This is a genomic window from Thalassoroseus sp. (assembly GCF_984380535.1).
Genome location: NZ_CFHRBF010000011.1, coordinates 220,273 through 238,380, shown reverse-complemented (window position 1 = coordinate 238,380; position 18,108 = coordinate 220,273). Strand labels below are relative to the sequence as shown.

The 18,108-nt window shown below is 54.0% G+C and carries 16 protein-coding genes; 5 read left to right on the top strand and 11 right to left on the bottom strand.

Annotated elements, in window-relative coordinates:
- Window positions 1-66: 66 nt before the first annotated feature.
- The 11 genes from AC5DDB_RS16875 to AC5DDB_RS16825 all read right to left on the bottom strand — a co-directional run bounded on the left by AC5DDB_RS16875 (window position 67) and on the right by AC5DDB_RS16825 (window position 13,220).
- Window positions 67-1,044 (bottom strand): HAD family hydrolase, encoded by a 978-nt coding sequence (locus tag AC5DDB_RS16875; protein ID WP_491740916.1) that lies wholly within the window; start codon window positions 1,042-1,044, stop codon window positions 67-69.
- Between the two features lie 78 nt (window positions 1,045-1,122).
- Window positions 1,123-2,727 carry an arylsulfatase gene (locus tag AC5DDB_RS16870; RefSeq protein ID WP_491740915.1) on the bottom strand — a complete coding sequence of 535 codons (1,605 nt, stop codon included), beginning with the start codon at window positions 2,725-2,727 and terminating at the stop codon, window positions 1,123-1,125.
- Window positions 2,728-3,159: 432 nt separating this feature from the next.
- Window positions 3,160-6,531, bottom strand: coding sequence for a hypothetical protein (locus AC5DDB_RS16865; protein ID WP_491740914.1), 3,372 nt, complete (start codon window positions 6,529-6,531; stop codon window positions 3,160-3,162).
- A 98-nt stretch (window positions 6,532-6,629) separates the two neighbouring features.
- Entirely contained in the window at window positions 6,630-6,815 is a 186-nt protein-coding gene (locus AC5DDB_RS16860; protein WP_491740913.1) for a DUF2256 domain-containing protein, read from the bottom strand.
- A complete protein-coding gene (locus AC5DDB_RS16855) occupies window positions 6,802-7,272 on the bottom strand; it encodes a VOC family protein (protein WP_491740912.1) in 471 nt (156 codons plus the stop codon). Before AC5DDB_RS16855 ends, AC5DDB_RS16860 begins: the two co-directional genes overlap by 14 nt.
- Window positions 7,273-7,280: 8 nt before the next feature.
- Window positions 7,281-8,630: a (Fe-S)-binding protein gene (locus tag AC5DDB_RS16850; protein WP_491740911.1), complete on the bottom strand. Its 1,350-nt coding sequence runs from the start codon at window positions 8,628-8,630 to the stop codon at window positions 7,281-7,283.
- 81 nt (window positions 8,631-8,711) lie between these two features.
- Window positions 8,712-9,911, bottom strand: coding sequence for an FAD-binding oxidoreductase (locus AC5DDB_RS16845; RefSeq protein WP_491740910.1), 1,200 nt, complete (start codon window positions 9,909-9,911; stop codon window positions 8,712-8,714).
- Between the two features lie 6 nt (window positions 9,912-9,917).
- Window positions 9,918-11,375: an FAD-binding oxidoreductase gene (locus tag AC5DDB_RS16840; protein ID WP_491740909.1), complete on the bottom strand. Its 1,458-nt coding sequence runs from the start codon at window positions 11,373-11,375 to the stop codon at window positions 9,918-9,920.
- 187 nt (window positions 11,376-11,562) lie between these two features.
- Window positions 11,563-12,072: a flavin reductase family protein gene (locus AC5DDB_RS16835; RefSeq protein WP_491740908.1), complete on the bottom strand. Its 510-nt coding sequence runs from the start codon at window positions 12,070-12,072 to the stop codon at window positions 11,563-11,565.
- 90 nt (window positions 12,073-12,162) lie between these two features.
- Complete coding sequence (locus AC5DDB_RS16830; protein ID WP_491740907.1) at window positions 12,163-12,477, bottom strand: DUF167 domain-containing protein; 315 nt, start codon at window positions 12,475-12,477, stop codon at window positions 12,163-12,165.
- A complete protein-coding gene (locus tag AC5DDB_RS16825) occupies window positions 12,474-13,220 on the bottom strand; it encodes an SIR2 family NAD-dependent protein deacylase (RefSeq protein WP_491740906.1) in 747 nt (248 codons plus the stop codon). The genes AC5DDB_RS16830 and AC5DDB_RS16825 overlap by 4 nt, the downstream gene beginning before the upstream one ends.
- A 208-nt stretch (window positions 13,221-13,428) precedes the next feature.
- On the opposite strand from AC5DDB_RS16825, the gene AC5DDB_RS16820 reads away from it, so the two are divergent.
- The 5 genes from AC5DDB_RS16820 (at window position 13,429) to AC5DDB_RS16800 (ending at window position 18,019) form a co-directional block, all read left to right on the top strand.
- On the top strand, window positions 13,429-14,880 hold the full coding sequence (locus AC5DDB_RS16820; protein WP_491740905.1) for a sulfatase family protein: 1,452 nt from the start codon (window positions 13,429-13,431) through the stop codon (window positions 14,878-14,880).
- 258 nt (window positions 14,881-15,138) lie between these two features.
- Window positions 15,139-16,179, top strand: a complete 1,041-nt coding sequence (locus AC5DDB_RS16815) for a response regulator (protein WP_491740904.1) — start codon at window positions 15,139-15,141, stop codon at window positions 16,177-16,179.
- A 68-nt stretch (window positions 16,180-16,247) separates the two neighbouring features.
- Complete coding sequence (locus AC5DDB_RS16810) at window positions 16,248-16,751, top strand: hypothetical protein (RefSeq protein WP_491740903.1); 504 nt, start codon at window positions 16,248-16,250, stop codon at window positions 16,749-16,751.
- A gap of 94 nt (window positions 16,752-16,845) precedes the next feature.
- On the top strand, window positions 16,846-17,394 hold the full coding sequence (locus AC5DDB_RS16805) for a mechanosensitive ion channel family protein (protein WP_491740902.1): 549 nt from the start codon (window positions 16,846-16,848) through the stop codon (window positions 17,392-17,394).
- 4 nt (window positions 17,395-17,398) lie between these two features.
- On the top strand, window positions 17,399-18,019 hold the full coding sequence (locus AC5DDB_RS16800; protein WP_491740901.1) for an acyltransferase: 621 nt from the start codon (window positions 17,399-17,401) through the stop codon (window positions 18,017-18,019).
- Window positions 18,020-18,108 lie beyond the last annotated feature (89 nt).

The following is an 18,108-nucleotide window of genomic DNA, read 5'->3' as shown; positions in this document are numbered from 1 at the left end:
AAGCCAACTCCAATGTTTACCGCCACCCCACGAGACAGAACCCCGCATCGAAAGATGAAAACTGCTCTAGTTATCGACTTTGGGATAGATTGTTTTCCAATCACGTTTCATGTCGATCAACAGCCACCCGCGTTGCTTGGCTTCGTCCAGACCACGGGCCAGTTTTCCGATTTTCGAATCGCGATCGTAAGCCCATTCGCGTTCGGCATCGGTATGATGCACGATTCCGCCTAGTCTCAATCCTGGGCCAGACGTCGTCCATTGCAACATTTCGAAGTCGCCGTCGGAATTTCCGATTGCCAAAATCGGACGCCGCCCGATGTGTTGATTGATCCCGATCGGCTTGCCCGGACCATCGTCAATGAAACTGACATCGGGAAGTCGCTGAATCGTTGGCTGACCATCCTGCACCACGAACTTGGTCTTCACACTGCTCCCGACAACTTGCTCAGGCGGAACGCCATAGATTTCCTCCGAGAACACACGAATGAATTCGATTCCTCCGCCCGAAACGATGAACGTTTTGAACTCGTTTTCACGCAGATAGCCGAGCAACTCGAGCATGGGTTGGAAGACCATCTCTGTATATGGTCGTCCCGTTGTGGGATGCTTGGCTGTCTTCAACCACTCGCGAGCGAACCCTGCAAACTCCTCGGTCGACATGCCCGAGTGAGTCACAGCGACAATCTTCAACAAGCCATCCTTCCCAGATGCCAACAACGTTTTGTGATCGTTCTCCAGCACGGCTTTGAAGGGTTGTTCGGTTTTCCACTCGGGATGATCCTTCGCCATCGCTCGAACGCGATCCAATGCGAAGAACAACTGAAAGTAGGCCGGCTGTTCAGACCATAGCGTGCCATCATTGTCGATCGTGGCAATGCGGTCCGAAGGAGCCACATAATCGGCTCCGTCTTTCTGCGTGACCTTTTTAACAAATGCGATGATGGCATCACGTGTGGGGCCGTCATTCCATGACGGCAACGGTTCGGCGGCGAAAGCTATCGAAGTCACCAACAGATACGCCAGCGACAGAACTATTCTCATCGTTCAAACCTCGATCTGGTACGGCAAAGAAAACGAGACGCCGTTCTCAGGCGTCTCTTCTGCTGCAATGACTCTCGATTACCGTCCGCGGGCGGCATCTTCAATCATCTTTTGGACTTTGTCGAGATTGAATGATCCCGGTGTTTGGCTCGGCGGGTAGTCTTTCATCGTCATCAGAAACTTGGTGGCGAGTTGCTGCATCGGAATGAGTACAAAGGCCCGATCCAAGAACCAATCGTGATAGGTATTCGAATTGTGCTGGGCTTTCTCGAACGGATCACGCCGGAGATTGAACAAAAGCGGAATTCGTAATTCCGTAAACGGTTCCCGCCAGAGTTGGAAGGTCTTCTCACGATTCTCCAAGAAGACCGCTTTCCAAGCCCCTAATCGCATTGCGACAATGGCCCCATCATCGTTGACATACACAAACTCTTTTCGGGGAGAAGCTTGGATATTCTCCGTAAAGGTTTTGTACTTGTCAGCGTTCGCCAAGTACTCGTGCATATTGTAGCCGTCGATGTAGTTACGGTACTTGCGACCGTTGAGTTCGACACCATTCTTGAGTTTCTCTTTGATATCCGGCGCCCCAGCGATCGCCCCGAATGTCGGCAGCCAATCCTCATGGGCCACGATACCATTTAGAGTTTCACCGGCCGGATAGTTGCCTGGCCAACGGATGAAGGCGGGAACACGATACGCACCTTCCCAGTTGCTATTCTTCTCATTGCGAAACGGCGTGGTGCCGGCATCCGGCCAGGTGTTGTAGTGTGGACCATTGTCGGTCGAGTAATACACGATCGTATTGTCGGCAATCTTGAGTTCGTCGAGCAGGTCGAGAAGTTGCCCGACATGCATGTCGTGTTCGACCATACCGTCGTGATACTCGTTGCCATCCGGTCCCGAAATTCCGGTGTGCTCTTCTTTAACGTGCGTGCGGAAATGCATCCGCGTGCCGTTCCACCAACAGAAAAACGGTTCTCCCGCTTCATTCTTGCGAGTGATGAAATCTTTGGCGGCTGCTACGGTTTCATCGTCGATGGTTTCCATCCGCTTCTTCGTAAGTGGACCGGTATTCTTGATCGTCTGCCCGCCTTTGCCATCAGCTTTACAATGAAGCACGCCACGTGGACCGTACTGTTCGAGAAACGTCTTGCCACTAGGCAGTTTCAAATCTTTCGGGTAGTCTCGGTTTTCCGGTTCTTCTTCGGCATTCAAGTGATAAAGATTGCCTAGGAATTCATCGAAGCCATGCATCGTTGGCAGATGCTCGTCGCGGTCGCCCTGGTGATTTTTACCGAACTGACCGGTGGCATAACCCTGACTTTTCATGACGGTCGCAATTGTGACGTCCGTCTTCTGCCAGCCTTCTTTTGCACCTGGCAGACCGACCTTGGTCATCCCCGTGCGAACCGGCACGTTGCCACCCAAGAAAGCCGCACGACCCGCCGTACAACTTTGTTGGCCATAATAGTCGGTAAAAGAAATTCCTTCTTTCGCAATACGGTCGATGTTAGGTGTCTTGTAGCCCATCATCCCGTGGTTGTTGTGACTAATATTCCATGTACCAATATCATCCCCCCAAATCACGAGGATATTCGGCTTATCGGCTGCTCGAACCACTCCCGGACCGAGCAGTCCTAGCAAAACGATCGACAAGGCGATCCGTGACAATTTACGTCTCATCCGTAACTCCACCAATAAAACTGTCATGCGACAAAACGATTGTTCGCCATCAACTTCCAACACGTTAACGGGAACAAGAAACGCGGAACGAGGTTGGCCCAAAGACCAATTCCTACGGAACGATCTTCACCCAAATGGGTTTTTGAACGCCCAGACTAACCCGCCGCATTCCAGAAGTCCATCAAACAACATGACTTCATCAAATCTGAATGATTGTCTTGCAACCGAATCAATAATCGCGCGAATTGACAGTTCCATTATTGATAGAAAAACAACTTTTCCTTTCCCAAGTCTCCTCGAATCGCAGTCCGATGTGACATCACATGGAACGAACAACTCACACTCTCGCCGTTAACTGGTATGAGTTCTTGTTCGCTCTTCGAATCAATCGCTGCCAAGCACCACGCAAGAAATTCAACAGCCTGAAGCTTACTACTTCTGTAATAGCTTCTGAACAAGTCGATCACGTCCCAACCGTGAGTGAACCGTTGCTAAAGCGGCACGGCGTTTTGCATGCTGTTCGTCGATGTCTTCAACCACATCAGCGGGACGGGTTTGCCTGAGCACTCTTAGAGCGAATGACGGATTGAACTCGACTAGCATTCCGGCAACAACGTCATAGTCGCCAATCCGATGAAATCCGTCGCAGTAGCGACATTCGTTTTGCTTGAGAACAGCCATCAAGCGATTCGGTTTAACCCGATTCAGAATAGATAGGGCAGTCTCTCGGTGCCCACTACGATAAATCAATGCTGCGAGTCGTAGTTGATACCTCAACTCAACCGGCTGAGATGTATCCAACCGCTCCGCGAACGCCAACAAGATATCCGAGCGTTTCTGAAACTCTTCAAGCTCTAATAGTTTTTCGAGCAATGACTCAAGAGCCACATGATACCCGACAAGCTGCCGAAGTCGATCGACAATCCGTGTCGAGTCTTGATCGCGAAGGATCCGTAACAGAAGGCTATCATCAGACTGCAAATCCCATTCGCCGCCCACTGGCACCGGACCGTCGTTATACCAATCATCAACCCCGAGTGATTCGACAATACCATGCGACACGAGCGTGGTTCGCATGGCATCCGCAAGAGCACGAGCGAACCGATCGACCAGCGCATCAAACCCATCATCTTGATTGTGAGCGTAACGGTGAAAAGTCAGAATTTTACCGTGGGTCGTCAACGCAAATAGGCAACGCCCGACGACCCGCCCAGACTCAGTCTTCCCATAGAGCACCTGTTTGTTGACATCGACCGCATTCGATATCGTCGAGAAGAAGTTGCAATCATCCGGCGCCAGACACGTTTGAAAATGAAACCCCATCAAGAAATAGTCGATCAACTGCTTCGTCCAACGGACTGTATAAGTCTGCCCACAACTTGTGCGGCCGGCTAGATGAGTGCGGTCATCAAGCCAAGGCTCTAAATCAACACCGAGCGACTTCATCCGTGACTGAAATAGCTCATTGCGTGAACTCGGCAAATAGTTCCACGGTCGCTCGCTAGTACTTTCCAGCAAAAGTCGCAAACCTAGCGTTTTTGTCCGTCCCCTTAGATTGGCGACTCCCGTAAACAACTCGCGATAGGGACTTCTAAAGAACTCACAAGACCGATCGGCCCCCAGACCGCGTAACTGAAGATGCTGCTGAACTAAGCTGCGGCAACGTGCTAGAATGTGTTCAACCTTCAGCTGCAAAGCTCGATGCTGCAGTTTTCGTTTGAGTCGTCCCATTCGTTGTTCGGAAATAGAATCCTGCGACTCGAGTCGATGCAGTAAATGGTTCATCCGTCGACGAAGATGGTCTCGCAACAACTCATCATCTTCTCGATCAAGTTTCGCTTGAATCGCGACTAGCTCACTCTCAACCTGCTCCCGGCGTGGCAAATCTTTTGACATCACCCGTTCAGCCACTTGCCGGGCTTCTAGAGTCACATCACAGAGTTTCAATAGTGACTCTCGAAGTTCGACCGGATAACGAGTAACCCAACCGGTCTCCGCAGACTCGAACTCCCAGTCAGGAAACTTCAGCCCAAACGCCTCTAACATAAGCGTTGCCTGCGAGACCTCATCCAACTTGGCCACGTCGTCGTTCTGAACCAGTTCTCGAACGAGCCCGCGAAGTTCTCGATCGCAAATAGAACGCGTCAAGTGTTCGATCGGTCTCTCAAGTAGCCAATTCGAGCTTAGACTTAGCAAGAGAGAGCAAACCTGACTGGCATCATCGCCAAACAATAATGCGATTTGTATGTGCCCTTCCTTATAGTTGGAATCTCGTTCTGTCGCGAGTTCTTGAATAACGTCCAACAGCTTTTGGTCATGCGGACAATAACGTAGAAAGGTCGCCACCGAACACAGCAGTTTCGGGCCGACCTCAACCTTCTGTACAAAAACTAGTTGTTCAACAATACCAAGCAGACGACGACCATGTGACCAACTCGCATCGCGACTAAGATAATCTTCGACAAAACACGACGAAGATTCGCTCTCGCCTTGAATCTGCTGACACCATTGATTTAGAAGCGTAACACACGCCCCGTAACGACGACTAGCCCGCCCAAAACACTGAAGAAACTCTACTAGACGCTCTTGTCCGTACTTAAAGTTTTGCCTAGCAGCTCGCATCCAATGCTGAAACACTACTAGGCGTTTGGTCGCATTCTCTAAACCGCAGGAGAGAAAGAACTCATGCCAAGCTTTCAGCAAATCTCGATTCTGGCAACAATGGTTCATTGAATCGATTGCATAGCGAAGCGGTTTGATCGGAAGTATGATCGTCGCCGTCACACGAGCCTGACGTTTCCAATGTTTTCGTTTCTCCCGTGGAATTCGCGACTGATGATCGAGCTGATTCCAAATGTCGAGCAGACGGCTTTCTTCGCTGGCAACATGCGAGTACTGTGACTGCAGTTGTGCGGCAAAGTCGGGTGCAATCAAGCAATCCCAAAGCTTCAATGCCCGTGACCGCACTGCTGGTTCGAAGCCGACCAATGTTACCAATAGAGACTTGATGAGTTCACCAACGCTATCATCGGTTCGGCGTTCAGGCAGTGCGACTTCGGCATCGGGATACTTGAGTCGCAGGTGAATCTTTTTCGCGACCCAATTGGCATGCGAATAGTAGTCCTGGCTCGGCAATTGCCAAGTCACTTCATGACCGAGAATATCGAGTAGCCGATCTTGTAACTTTTCTGGGGTTTCTTTCCGGAGCCTAAGAATTAGTAATTGCAGAGCCACCAGGCGATCTGAATGACTGCCTAGTGGCGTTCGAGTCAGTTGGACGAACTGTTGCTGGTGTTTTTCGATCCAAGTCAGCACATGAAATGACGGTGTATTTAGACCGGTCATCTGCTGAAACAGGACGGCATTGAGAATTCGCTTTAATTCGGGATGCTGAGTCTGGATTCTTTGAATCAGCAAACGCCAACGCATTGGTATCAGTTGAGACTCGGACCATAGACACAGATCGATAGCGTGTTTGCGATGCACACTTTCTTTGAGTGCTTGCAACAGATAGTCCATGCGTGCCAACCAACGATCGACACTTGGCGTCAGTTTCGGCAGAGCATGGGGGAATTGGTGTCGTAGTTTTGTCAGGGCGAACTCCATTTCCCGCAGAGTTTCGCCATCAACAATCGTTTCCGTCAGAAAGTCGGAACTCGTGGGTTCGAATGTCTTCCACGCGATACAAGACTCTCGTACTTCACCAGGAAATCCCGGCAGCCATCCCAGACGATCTCGCAGCATCATGCGAGCCCGAGAGAGGCCTTGGCGATGGCTTCGGCGATTCTTTTCGACAGGTTGCATGGTCCCGGTTCCGCAAGTTCGACCACTCCCGAATTAGGAGCATTTCTTGCGAATTAGAGACGCGTTGAAACGAAAGGTTCGCGCTGGAGGCAAATGTGTCATTCACCACTTTGATTGCATGTGCGGGACTGAGTTCCATCGCTGTGCCGTTTTGACTCACGACGGCAACGCTCACTGCAGTATTTCACGTGATCCCAGCACTTCGCCCACTTTTTACGCCATCGAAATGGTCGCCGACAGACAACGCAGATTTTCTCCGGAAGTGCGTCTTTACGAGTTGGCATCGGAACCGGATCCGCCGAGCATCGCATCCCAACGTCGCTGCATTTCTTCCGGTGTTACGTCTTCAATCTGGGAGCCAAGCAACCATTCATGCCCGAACGGGTCGAGCACCTTCGACGCACGTTCGCCATAGAATTGGTCTTTCGGTTCCATCAATAGTTTCGCCCCGGCGTCGACGGCTTGTTGGGTCATGGCATCGACGTCATCGACGTGCAGATGAACCGAAGACCCGGTGCCACCGAACGCTTCCGGGCCTTGAACTCCGTACTCCGGGAATTCATCGGAAAGCATCACCGTAAAGGAACCAAACTGAAGTTCCGCATGGCCGATTCGCCCACTTGGTTCACTCAGTCGAAACTTCTCCTTGGCCCCAAATGCGGTTTGGTAGAAGTTGATGGCAGCATCCGCGTTGCGAACTCGGAGATACGGATAGACCTGGTGAATGGCATTGTCCGACATGATTCGCCTCAGGAAATGGGGATTGGACTGGAACCGTGATAACTTCGGTCAAGCAAATCGACCGGGTGCACGACCGGAAGTGTTTGTCCATTCTTCCGTAACTCGGCCCCGATTTGCAATGTGCAACCGGCATTCGCACTAATAACGATCTCGGCTCCTGTCGATTCGATGTTTTGTCGTTTCCGCTTGGCAAGGCGGTCTGCCATCTCTGGTTCCGTCAAATTGTAACTCCCAGCCGCTCCGCAACAGATGTCTGATTCCGTCAACGGGATCAATTCCAATTCCGGTATCAGCCCGAGCAATACCCGCGGGGCACTACGAACTTGCTGAGCATGCACCAGGTGACAGGCATCGTGATACGTTGCTTTCACTGGCACGGGGTGTGTCGGCGGGATGGGCCCCAACTCGACAAGAAACTCGGAAATGTCTTTGATACGTCCGGCGAATGTTTCGAGTGACTCTTGTAGGTTCGTGTCGTCCGGGCGGAGTTCCTTCGCGACATGACCATAGTCTTTGAGCATCGAACCACAACCGGCGACATTGACGATGATGGCATCTAAGTCATCAGGAAAGGCTTTCAGGTTTCTCGTGAAAAAGTCGATCGCCGGGTCGGAGGCACCGCTGTGGTAGTGAATAGCGCCACAACAGTTTTGCTCGGGTGGAATGACGACTTCGCAACCGTTGGCTTGCAACACGCGAGCGGTCGCGCGGTTCGTTTCCGCGAATACCGCTTCGGCCACGCAGCCGGTGAATAGGCCAACTTTCGCCCGCTTCGGTCCGATCGGTGGCAACACCGTCGGAAGGTTTGACGGTCGCGCGGACAAGGGCGGCAAGAGCGATTGCATTCGACGCAGCGGCGTGGGCAACAACCGCGTCAGACCGAGCTTTTCGATCAGACGATCTAGTTTCAGTTTCTGCATCCAACGGGCCGGCAACAACGCCCATTTCATGCGGTTGGGGTAGGGAAACAAACCGTATAAAACGAAACGACGAAACCAACCCGGCCCGCCGTTCTTTTTTGCCTCCGCTTGTTCCAGGTCGACGCGAAACGGTTCGATGAGCCGTCCGTATTGCACTCCCGAGGGGCACGCCGTCTCGCAGCTGCGGCAATCGAGACACAAATCCAGATGCCGTTGGACGGTGTCGCTCATCGGCAACCGACCATCCGTGACCGCACGCATCAAATAGATGCGTCCGCGGGGGGAATCGTTTTCGTTGCCGGTTTCGAGATACGTCGGACACGCCGACGTGCAGAGTCCGCAATGCACGCAGTCCAAAAACCGGTCATATGGAATCGCCGCCCCGAGTGGTGACGACTCCGACGCCGAAGGTGTTTCCGTTGACGATGTTTCACTCATGATTTTGACTTTCGACCCGGCGTCAAGTGCATCACAACGCACTAAGACTCCGCGCGGAACTACGGTGCGTCGCGACGCACCCTACGACTTTTTATCTTCTTTCGGAAACAATCGACCGGGGTTCAACACGTCGTGCGGATCAAGTTTCGTTTTGATCTCACGCATCAACCGCAGCGTGGATTCCGATCGATCAAATACTGGCAATTCCTGTTTCCACTCTGCTGGGCACATCTCGACTGTGAGCCGCCCGCCGAGTCCGTGAGCCTTCTCGCGAAGTTCTCGAACCAACGCTGGCGATGCGTCAGTGGGAAGCACGCCCGTGACCACTCCATCACCCGCGTGCGCGGACAACGCGACATCGTTCGAGTCGGCCAATTCCAGAAAACTTTTGCATCCCGACGGTGGCAGAATGACACGGATTGTGGCTGTCGCCCCGAGAGGCGGCCCAACTTTTCGGCTTACGTCTAACAGGGGATGCAACTGACGCCCGTCGAGATGTTCCCATTCGGATTGCAATTGCTGAGATTGCCACTGCACGTCGGCTTCGCTGCCTTCGATCAACACCGCCAACCCCCACAGTGTATCACGAACGGGTTCGACGACAGCTTCCGCCATCATCCGGGCGGCTTTCTGATTGACGACTTCTACCGCCATCGGCCGACAGACCGACGAAGACAACGCTGCAACCGCCGCATCACAATCGGCCAACTTCTCAAACCCGACCAGTTCCCACGCAGACGCCATTGGTATGGGCATTGACTGAACTTTGAAGGTCGCTTCCGTAATGACTGCGAGCGTTCCCACAGAGCCAATCAGAAGTTTGCACAGATCATAACCGGCCACATTCTTCACGACGCGACCGCCGGCGTGAAACGTACGGCCCAAACCATCGACCGCGGTCACACCGATCAGGTAATCCCGCAGCGTACCATGACCAAATCGCCGCGGACCGGAAACGTCACACGCCAAAACCCCACCGACCGTCGCGGATTCTGGATCAGGCACATCGATCGGCAATTCCTGGTTCTCAGCTTGCAATGTTTTCGCAAGTTCGGCGATCGTCATCCCAGCTTCGACGGTGATCGTCATGTCGCGAGCGGGGTAGTCGATCACACGGTTCAACCCCCTTGTTGAGATGTTCGTGACCGATTTCGACAACGGGCAACCATAGTCGAGTGCGGTACCACCGCCGGTAATTTGATACGCCTGCCGGTCACCGGCGGCATTGGCGGCGAGAAACTCGCTGAGTTCTTGGGTGGATGTGGGGGTGAAATCTGGCATGGGAAACTACATCGCGGCGCGGCGGTTGGGGTGGGACTTTTCGATGGGGGCGTGGTGTTCCATGCCGCAGGCTCCGGCGGTGGGCAGCATTTTCTGGGGGCTGCAGCGACCTGCGGGATTGAACGCCCGGCGGATGTCGTCCATTACGGCGAGATCACTCTCGGTGAAAAGTTGACTCATGAAGTTGATCTTCTCGACACCGATGCCGTGCTCCCCCGTCACGCTGCCGCCGAGTTCAATGCACTTCGAAAGAATCTCGTCGCTGGCGAGCATCACGCGGCGGATTTGGTCTTCGTCGCGTTCATCGAACAGCAGAATCGGATGGATGTTCCCATCGCCTGCGTGAAACACATTCACCACGCGGATGCCGTGTCGGTTGCCGCTTTCGGTAATTGCGGCCAGAATCTCCGGCAGTTTCGTGCGAGGAACGACGCCGTCCTGTGTGCAATAACTCGGGCTGAGACGACCAATCGCCCCGAACGCTTGTTTGCGACATTTCCACAACAGTTGGCGTTGTTCAGGTGTGTCGGCGGTGCGGACTTCGCGGGCGTTTTGTTTGTTACACAGTTCGATGATCTCACCGGCTTCACGATCGACAGACACTTCCAAACCGTCAACTTCGATGAGCAACACCGCACCGGCGTCGAGCGGAAACCCAAAATGGAAGGCGTCTTCAAGGGCGGTGATGATACCTTGGTCCATCATCTCCAATGCGGCCGGAATGATGCCGGCTCCGATGATGTCGCTGATCGCATGCGTAGCGTCGGCGACGGTTTCGAACACACCAAGCATCGTGCGATACGCGACCGGATTGCGTGTCAGTCGGACGATCACTTTCGTGCACACGCCGAAAGTGCCTTCGCTGCCGACGAACAGCCCCGTCAGATCGTACGAGCCGGGTTCGTCCACAATGCCGCCGATTTCGGTAACGGTCCCGTCAGGCTGTACGAACTCGATGCCGAGCACGTGGTTGACGGTCACGCCATATTTCAACGTGTGCGGGCCGCCGGAATTTGTCGCCACGTTCCCACCGATAGTACACGCGCCCTGACTGGACGGGTCGGGAGCATAGTGATACCCGGTGCCCGCTAGATGTCGCGTGAGATGCACATTCACGACGCCCGGTTCGACGACGGCGTATCGATCTCGCAAGTTGACTTCAAGAATCTTGTTCATCCGCGTGAGGGCGATCATCACGCCGCCACCAATCGGCAGACATCCACCTGCCAAACTCGTGCCCGCTCCACGCGGCACAAAGGGGATCTCAAATTCGTTGCAGGTCCGCACGATGTTCGCGACTTGCTCGGTCGAGGTGGGAAAGACAACCACATCGGGTGTTTTCTTCTCAACGACATAGCCATCGCATTCGTAGACCAAGAGTTCCGCCGGATCGTACAGTAAACCGTCCTCGCCGACGATGTCGCGAAGCCGATCGATAAATCCAGTTGCGGTGGCAGCGGTCATGAAGATCGTCTCCCAGAACTCATCATTGAGCGAACAGTTCGATGCACAATGGAAGTGGTTGCGTCAATTTGTGGAGTCGGGTGTGGGTGGCATGCCCACGGCTTTGCGTGGGCATGAATAGACATTCGAACGTCGCTGGCTCATGCCCACCCCAAGCTGTGGGCATGCCACCCACGTTTGACCTCCGTCAATAACCGAAGCCGTTCTTGCGGATGTGGACCATGGGGCGGTCTTCGTCGATGCTTTCACCGGCATGGGCGGACTCGATTTCGACGAGATAAATCACATGATCGCCGCTTTCGAGTTTGTTCTTCACAACTCCTTCGAGACGCCCCAATGCCCCGGCGAGAGCAGGTATGCCGTGTGCGGTGTCGGCGGTATCGACACCCTCAAAAGCCGGTTGATCGGGTTCGAAACCTTTGCCGAAGTGCTTCAGAAAACTCGTTTGCGACGAACCGACCAAGTTCAACACCAAGTGTGGCGACTTGGCGAGCCATTCGTTGAGGTAACGCGACTTGTTGACAGCGACCGTGACGGCGGGCGGCTCGAAACCGGCTTGCTGCACCCAACTGGCAAGCATACCAGTGGCGTGACCGTCGCCATCGGAAGCGGTCAGAATAAAGACGCCGCTGGGAGTTCGACCGAGCACGCGACCGATCGTTTCCAAGGTGGCGGTCGTCTCTTCGGAAGTGGACATTCTCGGAGCTTTCTGCTGAGCGAATTTCTGTCGTTGTGGTTTGACTCAGTTTAGCTCAATCGCGCACGCGTTGCACGCAACGACGACCGATCAATCTGACCGGCCAACGACGTGGTCGATCACGGCTTGCAGTTCCTTCGGGGTGATGTCGGTGATGAGAAACGTTTTGGCGCGATTGGTGTCGCCCGCGACGAGCGTGATCTGGCTCTTCCGCAGTCCTAACGATTTGGCAATCGTTTTGATAAGAGCGGTATTGGCCTTGCCTTTTTCCGGGGCCTGCGTGACGGCGACTTTCAGGCCGCCATCGTGAATGCCGACAATCCCATTGCGACTGGCTTTCGGTTGCGCGTGAACTGGAAGTAACACACCCTCGTCGGTCGATTGCAGATTCAGTTCGCTGCTCATGTGCCAAACTCCTCGATCAAGCGGTCGGCGAGTTCGGGGAGTTTCTCGCTGGCGGTTCCGCGGAGACAATGGAAGTCGGCCAACGCGGGCGGATCAGGGTCGATCAGGATTTTCCGCGAGGCACCTTCGAAGAAATTGATAAATCCCGCAGCCGGATACACCCGCGCCGATGTTCCCACGCACACAAAGATACCATTCTCGTCCGCCAACTTGCGACGGGTACGGTGCAGCAGGTCCAACTCCGTATCGCTTTGCCGGACGGCTTCGCCGAACCACACGACATCCGGTCGCATTTGTCCGCCGCACTTGGGGCACATATCACCCATTTCGACGGCGGTTTCGGCAACGGTTTTGTAGTCGCAACGAAAGCGGTTGTTCTCCTCGGGATTGATATCCTGATGCCATTCGCACTTCTTGCGATTGATCGAACCGTGCAGGTGAATGACTTCCTGGCTGCCAGAGCGTTCCAACAAATCGTCGATGTTCTGTGTGATGTTGAAAACGCGGAAATGCTCTTGCAACTTTGCGATCGCATCGTGACCGGCGTGTGGACTTGCATCACAGTAGAGGTTGAATCGCATTGCGTAGAATCGCAACACCAACTCCCGGTTGCGAAACCACGCGGTGTGCTCGGCGAGGTCTTCGAATTTGTGGTTCTCCCACAGGCCACCGCTTCCTCGAAACGTCGGCAACCCGCTACACGCCGATAGGCCTGCGCCGCTGAAGATGACGATGGTTTGCATGCGGGAACCTTTTCCTCTTGGAGAGTCGAGACCCAAGGGTCGTTTCCAAAAATCGAACACTCAACCCATAGCGGATGCCCTTTCGAGATGAAAGGTTCGATGCGTTTCCAAATTTGACTCGCTCCCGATGCTGGGTGAACTGCTTGACGCGTTGGAACGTCCGCGATAGCGTGGGATTTCTTCAATCGGTTCGAATTCGAGGTTTTCCATGCGCTGCACTCTTTGTTCGATCGTCGCACTTGTTCTGACGACGATTTTCACCTCGCCTGCCACCGCGGCAGACCGTCCGAATGTGTTGTTTCTGTTCGCGGACGACCAAGCGTTCGACACGCTCGCGGCACTCGGTAATAAGGAAATCAAAACGCCGAACCTCGACCGGCTGGTCGCCAAAGGCACCACGTTCACACGAGCATACAACATGGGTTCGTGGAGCGGGGCGGTGTGTGTGGCGAGTCGCACGATGCTCAACACCGGACGGTTCCTATGGAAGGCCGAAAAGGTCTACGCCAAAACCGATGCCGAACGCGAAGCCGGTCGTTTTTGGCCGACATTGATGAGCAACGCCGGTTACGACACCTACTTCACCGGTAAATGGCATGTGCGAGCCAAAGCCGAGAAAGCGTTCGACACCGCCCAACATATTCGCGGCGGCATGCCCAACCAAACCCCGCAAGGCTACAACCGGCCAATTGAAGGCAAACCGGATGCGTGGAAGCCATGGGACACCAAGTTCGAGGGTTTCTGGAAAGGCGGAAAACACTGGAGTGAGGTCGTCGCCGACGATGCGGAAAGTTATCTGCGTGAAGCGAAGAAGAGCAAGGACCCGTTCTTCATGTACATCGCCTTCAACGCGCCGCATGATCCGCGTCAGAGTCCGAAAGAATACGTCGAGAAGTATCCGCTGAAGAACATTTCGGTTCCGAAGAATTATCTCCCCGAGTACCCGCACAAGGAAGAAATGGGAGCCGGCAAGGGACTGCGTGACGAGAAACTCGCACCGTTTCCACGCACCGAGTTCGCAGTGAAAGTGCACCGACAGGAATACTACGCAATCATCACGCACATGGACGAGCAGATCGGGCGAATTCTCGATACGCTTGAAGCGACCGGACAAGCCAAGAACACGATGATCTTCTTCACCGCCGATCACGGTTTGGCCGTCGGACAACATGGTCTGATCGGCAAACAGAATATGTTCGACCACAGTATCCGCGTGCCGTTGATGATGGTTGGTCCCGGCGTTGCAGCCGGCAAGAAAATCCATGCTCGCGTTTATTTGCAGGACGTCATGCCGACGACGTTGGAACTAGCGGGTATTCCAAAACCGGACTACGTGCAGTTCCGCAGTTTACTCCCCTTGATCACCGGCAAGCGGGATCGCCAGTACGACGCGATCTACGGTGCCTACCTGCAACTTCAACGGGCGGTGATTGATGGCGACTTCAAATTGATTCTCTACCCAAAGTCCTCGACGGTGTTGCTGTTTGACTTGGCGAACGATCCGTTGGAAATAAAGAACCTTGCCGACGAGCCCAAGCACCAAGCCAAGCTACGGTCATTGTTTCAAGTGCTCATAAAACTCCAGCGTGAGACGGGCGACACACTCGATTTAAAATCCGCTTTTCCCGAGTTAGCTGCAACGAAAGCGAACGCCAAGTGATCATTCGACGACGGAATCCGTCATCCATGATTCCTGGCGGTTGGCGTTGTCGGTATCGTGCCTTTCGGTGTGATGCATCGAATCGTTAGAACCGATTCATCGAACGTGTTCGTCCGATCCACAACGAAAACTTGCCGAAAACACCATTCGCGATTTTGGGCATCGCCGAACTCAACCTACCTTTTCTTCAAAGACTCGGAATTCCGCATAGCTTGCGGCCGTGATCCGATTCTCGTGAAGAAGAAGTGGAGAGAGAGCATGGCCCAGTTGTTGCGCTCAGACAGTCTGGAACAAGGGATCCAAACCGCACGCGGCGGACACCGTTTGTTGGCTCGGTTGCATCTCGAAAAAGCCGCCCATGACGACCCGCAAAACCCGGAAGTCTGGTTGTGGTTAGCTTGGGTCGCGGATTCCCCCGCCGAGGCAGCGAAGCACTTGCGGGAAGCGTTGACGGTTTCGCCCGATAGTCCGCAGGCTCAAGCCGGTCTCGTCTGGATCGAATCTCTCAGCGATCAACTTGCGAGTACTGCTGTCTCTGATGCGGATATCCTTACCGACTTGGATGTCTCGCAGGATTTGACGGACGACCCCGAAAATTCGAGCACGGCCGAGATCGAAATCGCCCCCTCGGTTTTGCAGACCTGGGAGTCCGAAGTGATCGGCGATGACACAGGCGAAACCTACGAATGGTCTGTCGACGAGATTCTCGATAGTTCACAGGCCGATTGGCGTGTGCTCGACGACAGTGAAGTCGGCGAGATTCTAGAGATCGAAGCGGAACCCGTGTACTTGGAAGTCTTGGAGGACGAACCGAGCGAAGTTCTCGAAGTCGCTGAAGTCTGTGACGAGGAAGAAGTCTGTAATGAGGAAACTGCCGACACGCACGATTCCGTCCAGGATGAACCACCGGAAGATCCCACGCCGCCCCGTGTGTTGTTGCTCGATGCCAGCCCGACCTTCCGCAAGTTAGCGACACTCGCATTGACGCGGTCCGGGTATGAAGTCGAAGCGACCGACAATGAAATCCATGCATTGGATCACCTTGTGGCCGTTGTTCCCGATGTGATTCTCATCGACTCGACAACCCCGAGCGTGGGTGGCTATCAATTCTGCAAGCAAATCAAAAAACACGCTGAAACGAAACATATTCCCGTGTTACTGCTCTCCGGAGAGGACACGCTGTTCGACCGCATGCGAGGGCGATTGAGCGGTTGTGCCGGTTCGGTGGCCAAGCCGGTCTCCTGGGAGAATTTAGTGGCCAAGGTCGAACGACATGTCGCCCGTGTCGTTGCTTCTTAGCCCGATCGTCTGATTCGTCAAACTGCGTTCTAGCCACGCACAGCCCGACTGACTCGTGGGGATTATTCATGATTGCCGAAAACTCAACTAGTGCCTGCGAATTGCACGATGCCCCCACGGATTACGAGCACGCCTTGTTCTCGTTGCTCGGTCGTTTGGACTACGAATTGTCTCGCTGGACGAACTCCGAAACGACAATGCTGCCAACGTCTCGATTGGAATCCGCCGAAGAGATGCTGGTCGAGATTCTTGATTTTTCAGAAAAGTGGTGCTCCGAATCCGAAAGCGAAACCGTCAAACAGTTCGCGTACGAACTTCACAAGTCGGCCAAACACTTCAGACGGTTGATCACTCAGGAATCGTTCAACGGCCGCATTCGGTCCACGGAATCGGGTATCGACGTGGTTTACAGCAATATCGGAAGCCAGTTTCACGAAGCGTTCGAATCCTCGCTGAGCCAATTCGCCAGCGATGACACCCGAACCGCCGACCTGACTGAATGGCAAGCGGTCTGTGAAACGTTCCTCCAAAACTTCCATCAACAATGGGAACTCTCGCCGAGCGATACCTAATCGTCTTGCGATTGGAGATCTGGTGCGTAACATGATGCATTGAGACACGACGCTCCTCTGCACCTACGACTATTTCCCCAGATCGGACCCAGACATGCTCTTTGCCGCTCCCGAAGACAACACGCCAGCAAGCTGGGAAGCTCAGTTTCGCGACTACTTGCCGGAGATCGTTTCGTCTGTCATCATCCTGGCGGTGACCTGGGTGGTCGTTTTTGTGATTGTCGGCATTGTCCGTCGCGTGCTAAAAGCACAAGAAGCCGACGTCAGTGTGATCGACTTCATCGTTAAAATGATCAAAGGCGTTATCTGGTGCTGTGCCATTATCACGGTGTTGGGCACACTCGGGATCGATGTTGCGGCTTTGGTCGGGGGACTTGGTTTAACCGGGTTCGCATTGGGGTTTGCTCTGAAGGACATTGTCTCGAACGTGCTTTCGGGAATGTTGTTGCTCATTTACCAACCGTTCAAGCGACAAGACCGCATCAAGGTTTCGGGTTGGGAAGGGATTGTGAACGACATTGACCTGCGTTACACCACTCTGGAAACCGCAAACGGGATGGTGCTGATTCCCAATAGCAACCTCTTCACGACACCCGTGGAACTGCTGAATGTGCAGCCGGAATCGGCCGCCAAATCCGAGTAAACCTATGCGTGCCCGAATCAAAAAACTCATCGACGGCATTGCCATCGTCATCATGGCACCGGCGGCGGGGCTCTGTCGCGTGACGGGCACATTTTCGTTTTGGTCGCAAACGGTCAGTTTGATTCCGGGCACGATCGGGGTGACGTTACGTCGGGCGTTTTATCGTCTCGTCTTGCCCACTTGCGAAGCGAATGTGTGCATCTCATTTGGCACCACGATTTCCCACCCCACCGCGCGACTCCACCGCAACGCGTATATCGGCAGTTACTGCACGCTAGGCGATGTAACGATTGAAGAAGATGCGCTCATTGCATCGAATGTATCGATCATGAACGGTTGCCGACAGCATGGCACCGAACGTCTCGATATCCCCATCCGCGAGCAACCAGGAGTTTACGAACCGGTCACGATCGGTGCGGATTCCTGGATCGGCGAACGCGCAGTTGTGGCGGCGAACGTCGGTCGGCATTGTATTGTCGGTGTCGGAGCCGTCGTCACCAAACCGTTGCCGGATTATGCCGTTGCCGTCGGTGTTCCCGCCCGCGTGATTCGTTATCGCAACCAACCCTCCGATTCCGCAACTCCGGTTAATAATCTCTCACCGGCCGAACTCGGCACACACTGAACCGACTTCGTAGAATCCCTAGGTGCGTACGGTCTCAATCAAAACGCACCCGCAAACACGTTGTAGAGTTCTATCACACTCGGTTGTCG

Coding starts and splice junctions, on each gene's coding strand:
- AC5DDB_RS16875 (WP_491740916.1), bottom strand. CDS start 1,044: ATGAGAATAGTTCTGTCGCTGGCGTATCTGTTGGTGACTTCGATAGCT.
- AC5DDB_RS16870 (WP_491740915.1), bottom strand. CDS start 2,727: ATGAGACGTAAATTGTCACGGATCGCCTTGTCGATCGTTTTGCTAGGA.
- AC5DDB_RS16865 (WP_491740914.1), bottom strand. CDS start 6,531: ATGCAACCTGTCGAAAAGAATCGCCGAAGCCATCGCCAAGGCCTCTCT.
- AC5DDB_RS16860 (WP_491740913.1), bottom strand. CDS start 6,815: ATGCCAACTCGTAAAGACGCACTTCCGGAGAAAATCTGCGTTGTCTGT.
- AC5DDB_RS16855 (WP_491740912.1), bottom strand. CDS start 7,272: ATGTCGGACAATGCCATTCACCAGGTCTATCCGTATCTCCGAGTTCGC.
- AC5DDB_RS16850 (WP_491740911.1), bottom strand. CDS start 8,630: ATGAGTGAAACATCGTCAACGGAAACACCTTCGGCGTCGGAGTCGTCA.
- AC5DDB_RS16845 (WP_491740910.1), bottom strand. CDS start 9,911: ATGCCAGATTTCACCCCCACATCCACCCAAGAACTCAGCGAGTTTCTC.
- AC5DDB_RS16840 (WP_491740909.1), bottom strand. CDS start 11,375: ATGACCGCTGCCACCGCAACTGGATTTATCGATCGGCTTCGCGACATC.
- AC5DDB_RS16835 (WP_491740908.1), bottom strand. CDS start 12,072: ATGTCCACTTCCGAAGAGACGACCGCCACCTTGGAAACGATCGGTCGC.
- AC5DDB_RS16830 (WP_491740907.1), bottom strand. CDS start 12,477: ATGAGCAGCGAACTGAATCTGCAATCGACCGACGAGGGTGTGTTACTT.
- AC5DDB_RS16825 (WP_491740906.1), bottom strand. CDS start 13,220: ATGCAAACCATCGTCATCTTCAGCGGCGCAGGCCTATCGGCGTGTAGC.
- AC5DDB_RS16820 (WP_491740905.1), top strand. CDS start 13,429: ATGCGCTGCACTCTTTGTTCGATCGTCGCACTTGTTCTGACGACGATT.
- AC5DDB_RS16815 (WP_491740904.1), top strand. CDS start 15,139: ATGGCCCAGTTGTTGCGCTCAGACAGTCTGGAACAAGGGATCCAAACC.
- AC5DDB_RS16810 (WP_491740903.1), top strand. CDS start 16,248: ATGATTGCCGAAAACTCAACTAGTGCCTGCGAATTGCACGATGCCCCC.
- AC5DDB_RS16805 (WP_491740902.1), top strand. CDS start 16,846: ATGCTCTTTGCCGCTCCCGAAGACAACACGCCAGCAAGCTGGGAAGCT.
- AC5DDB_RS16800 (WP_491740901.1), top strand. CDS start 17,399: ATGCGTGCCCGAATCAAAAAACTCATCGACGGCATTGCCATCGTCATC.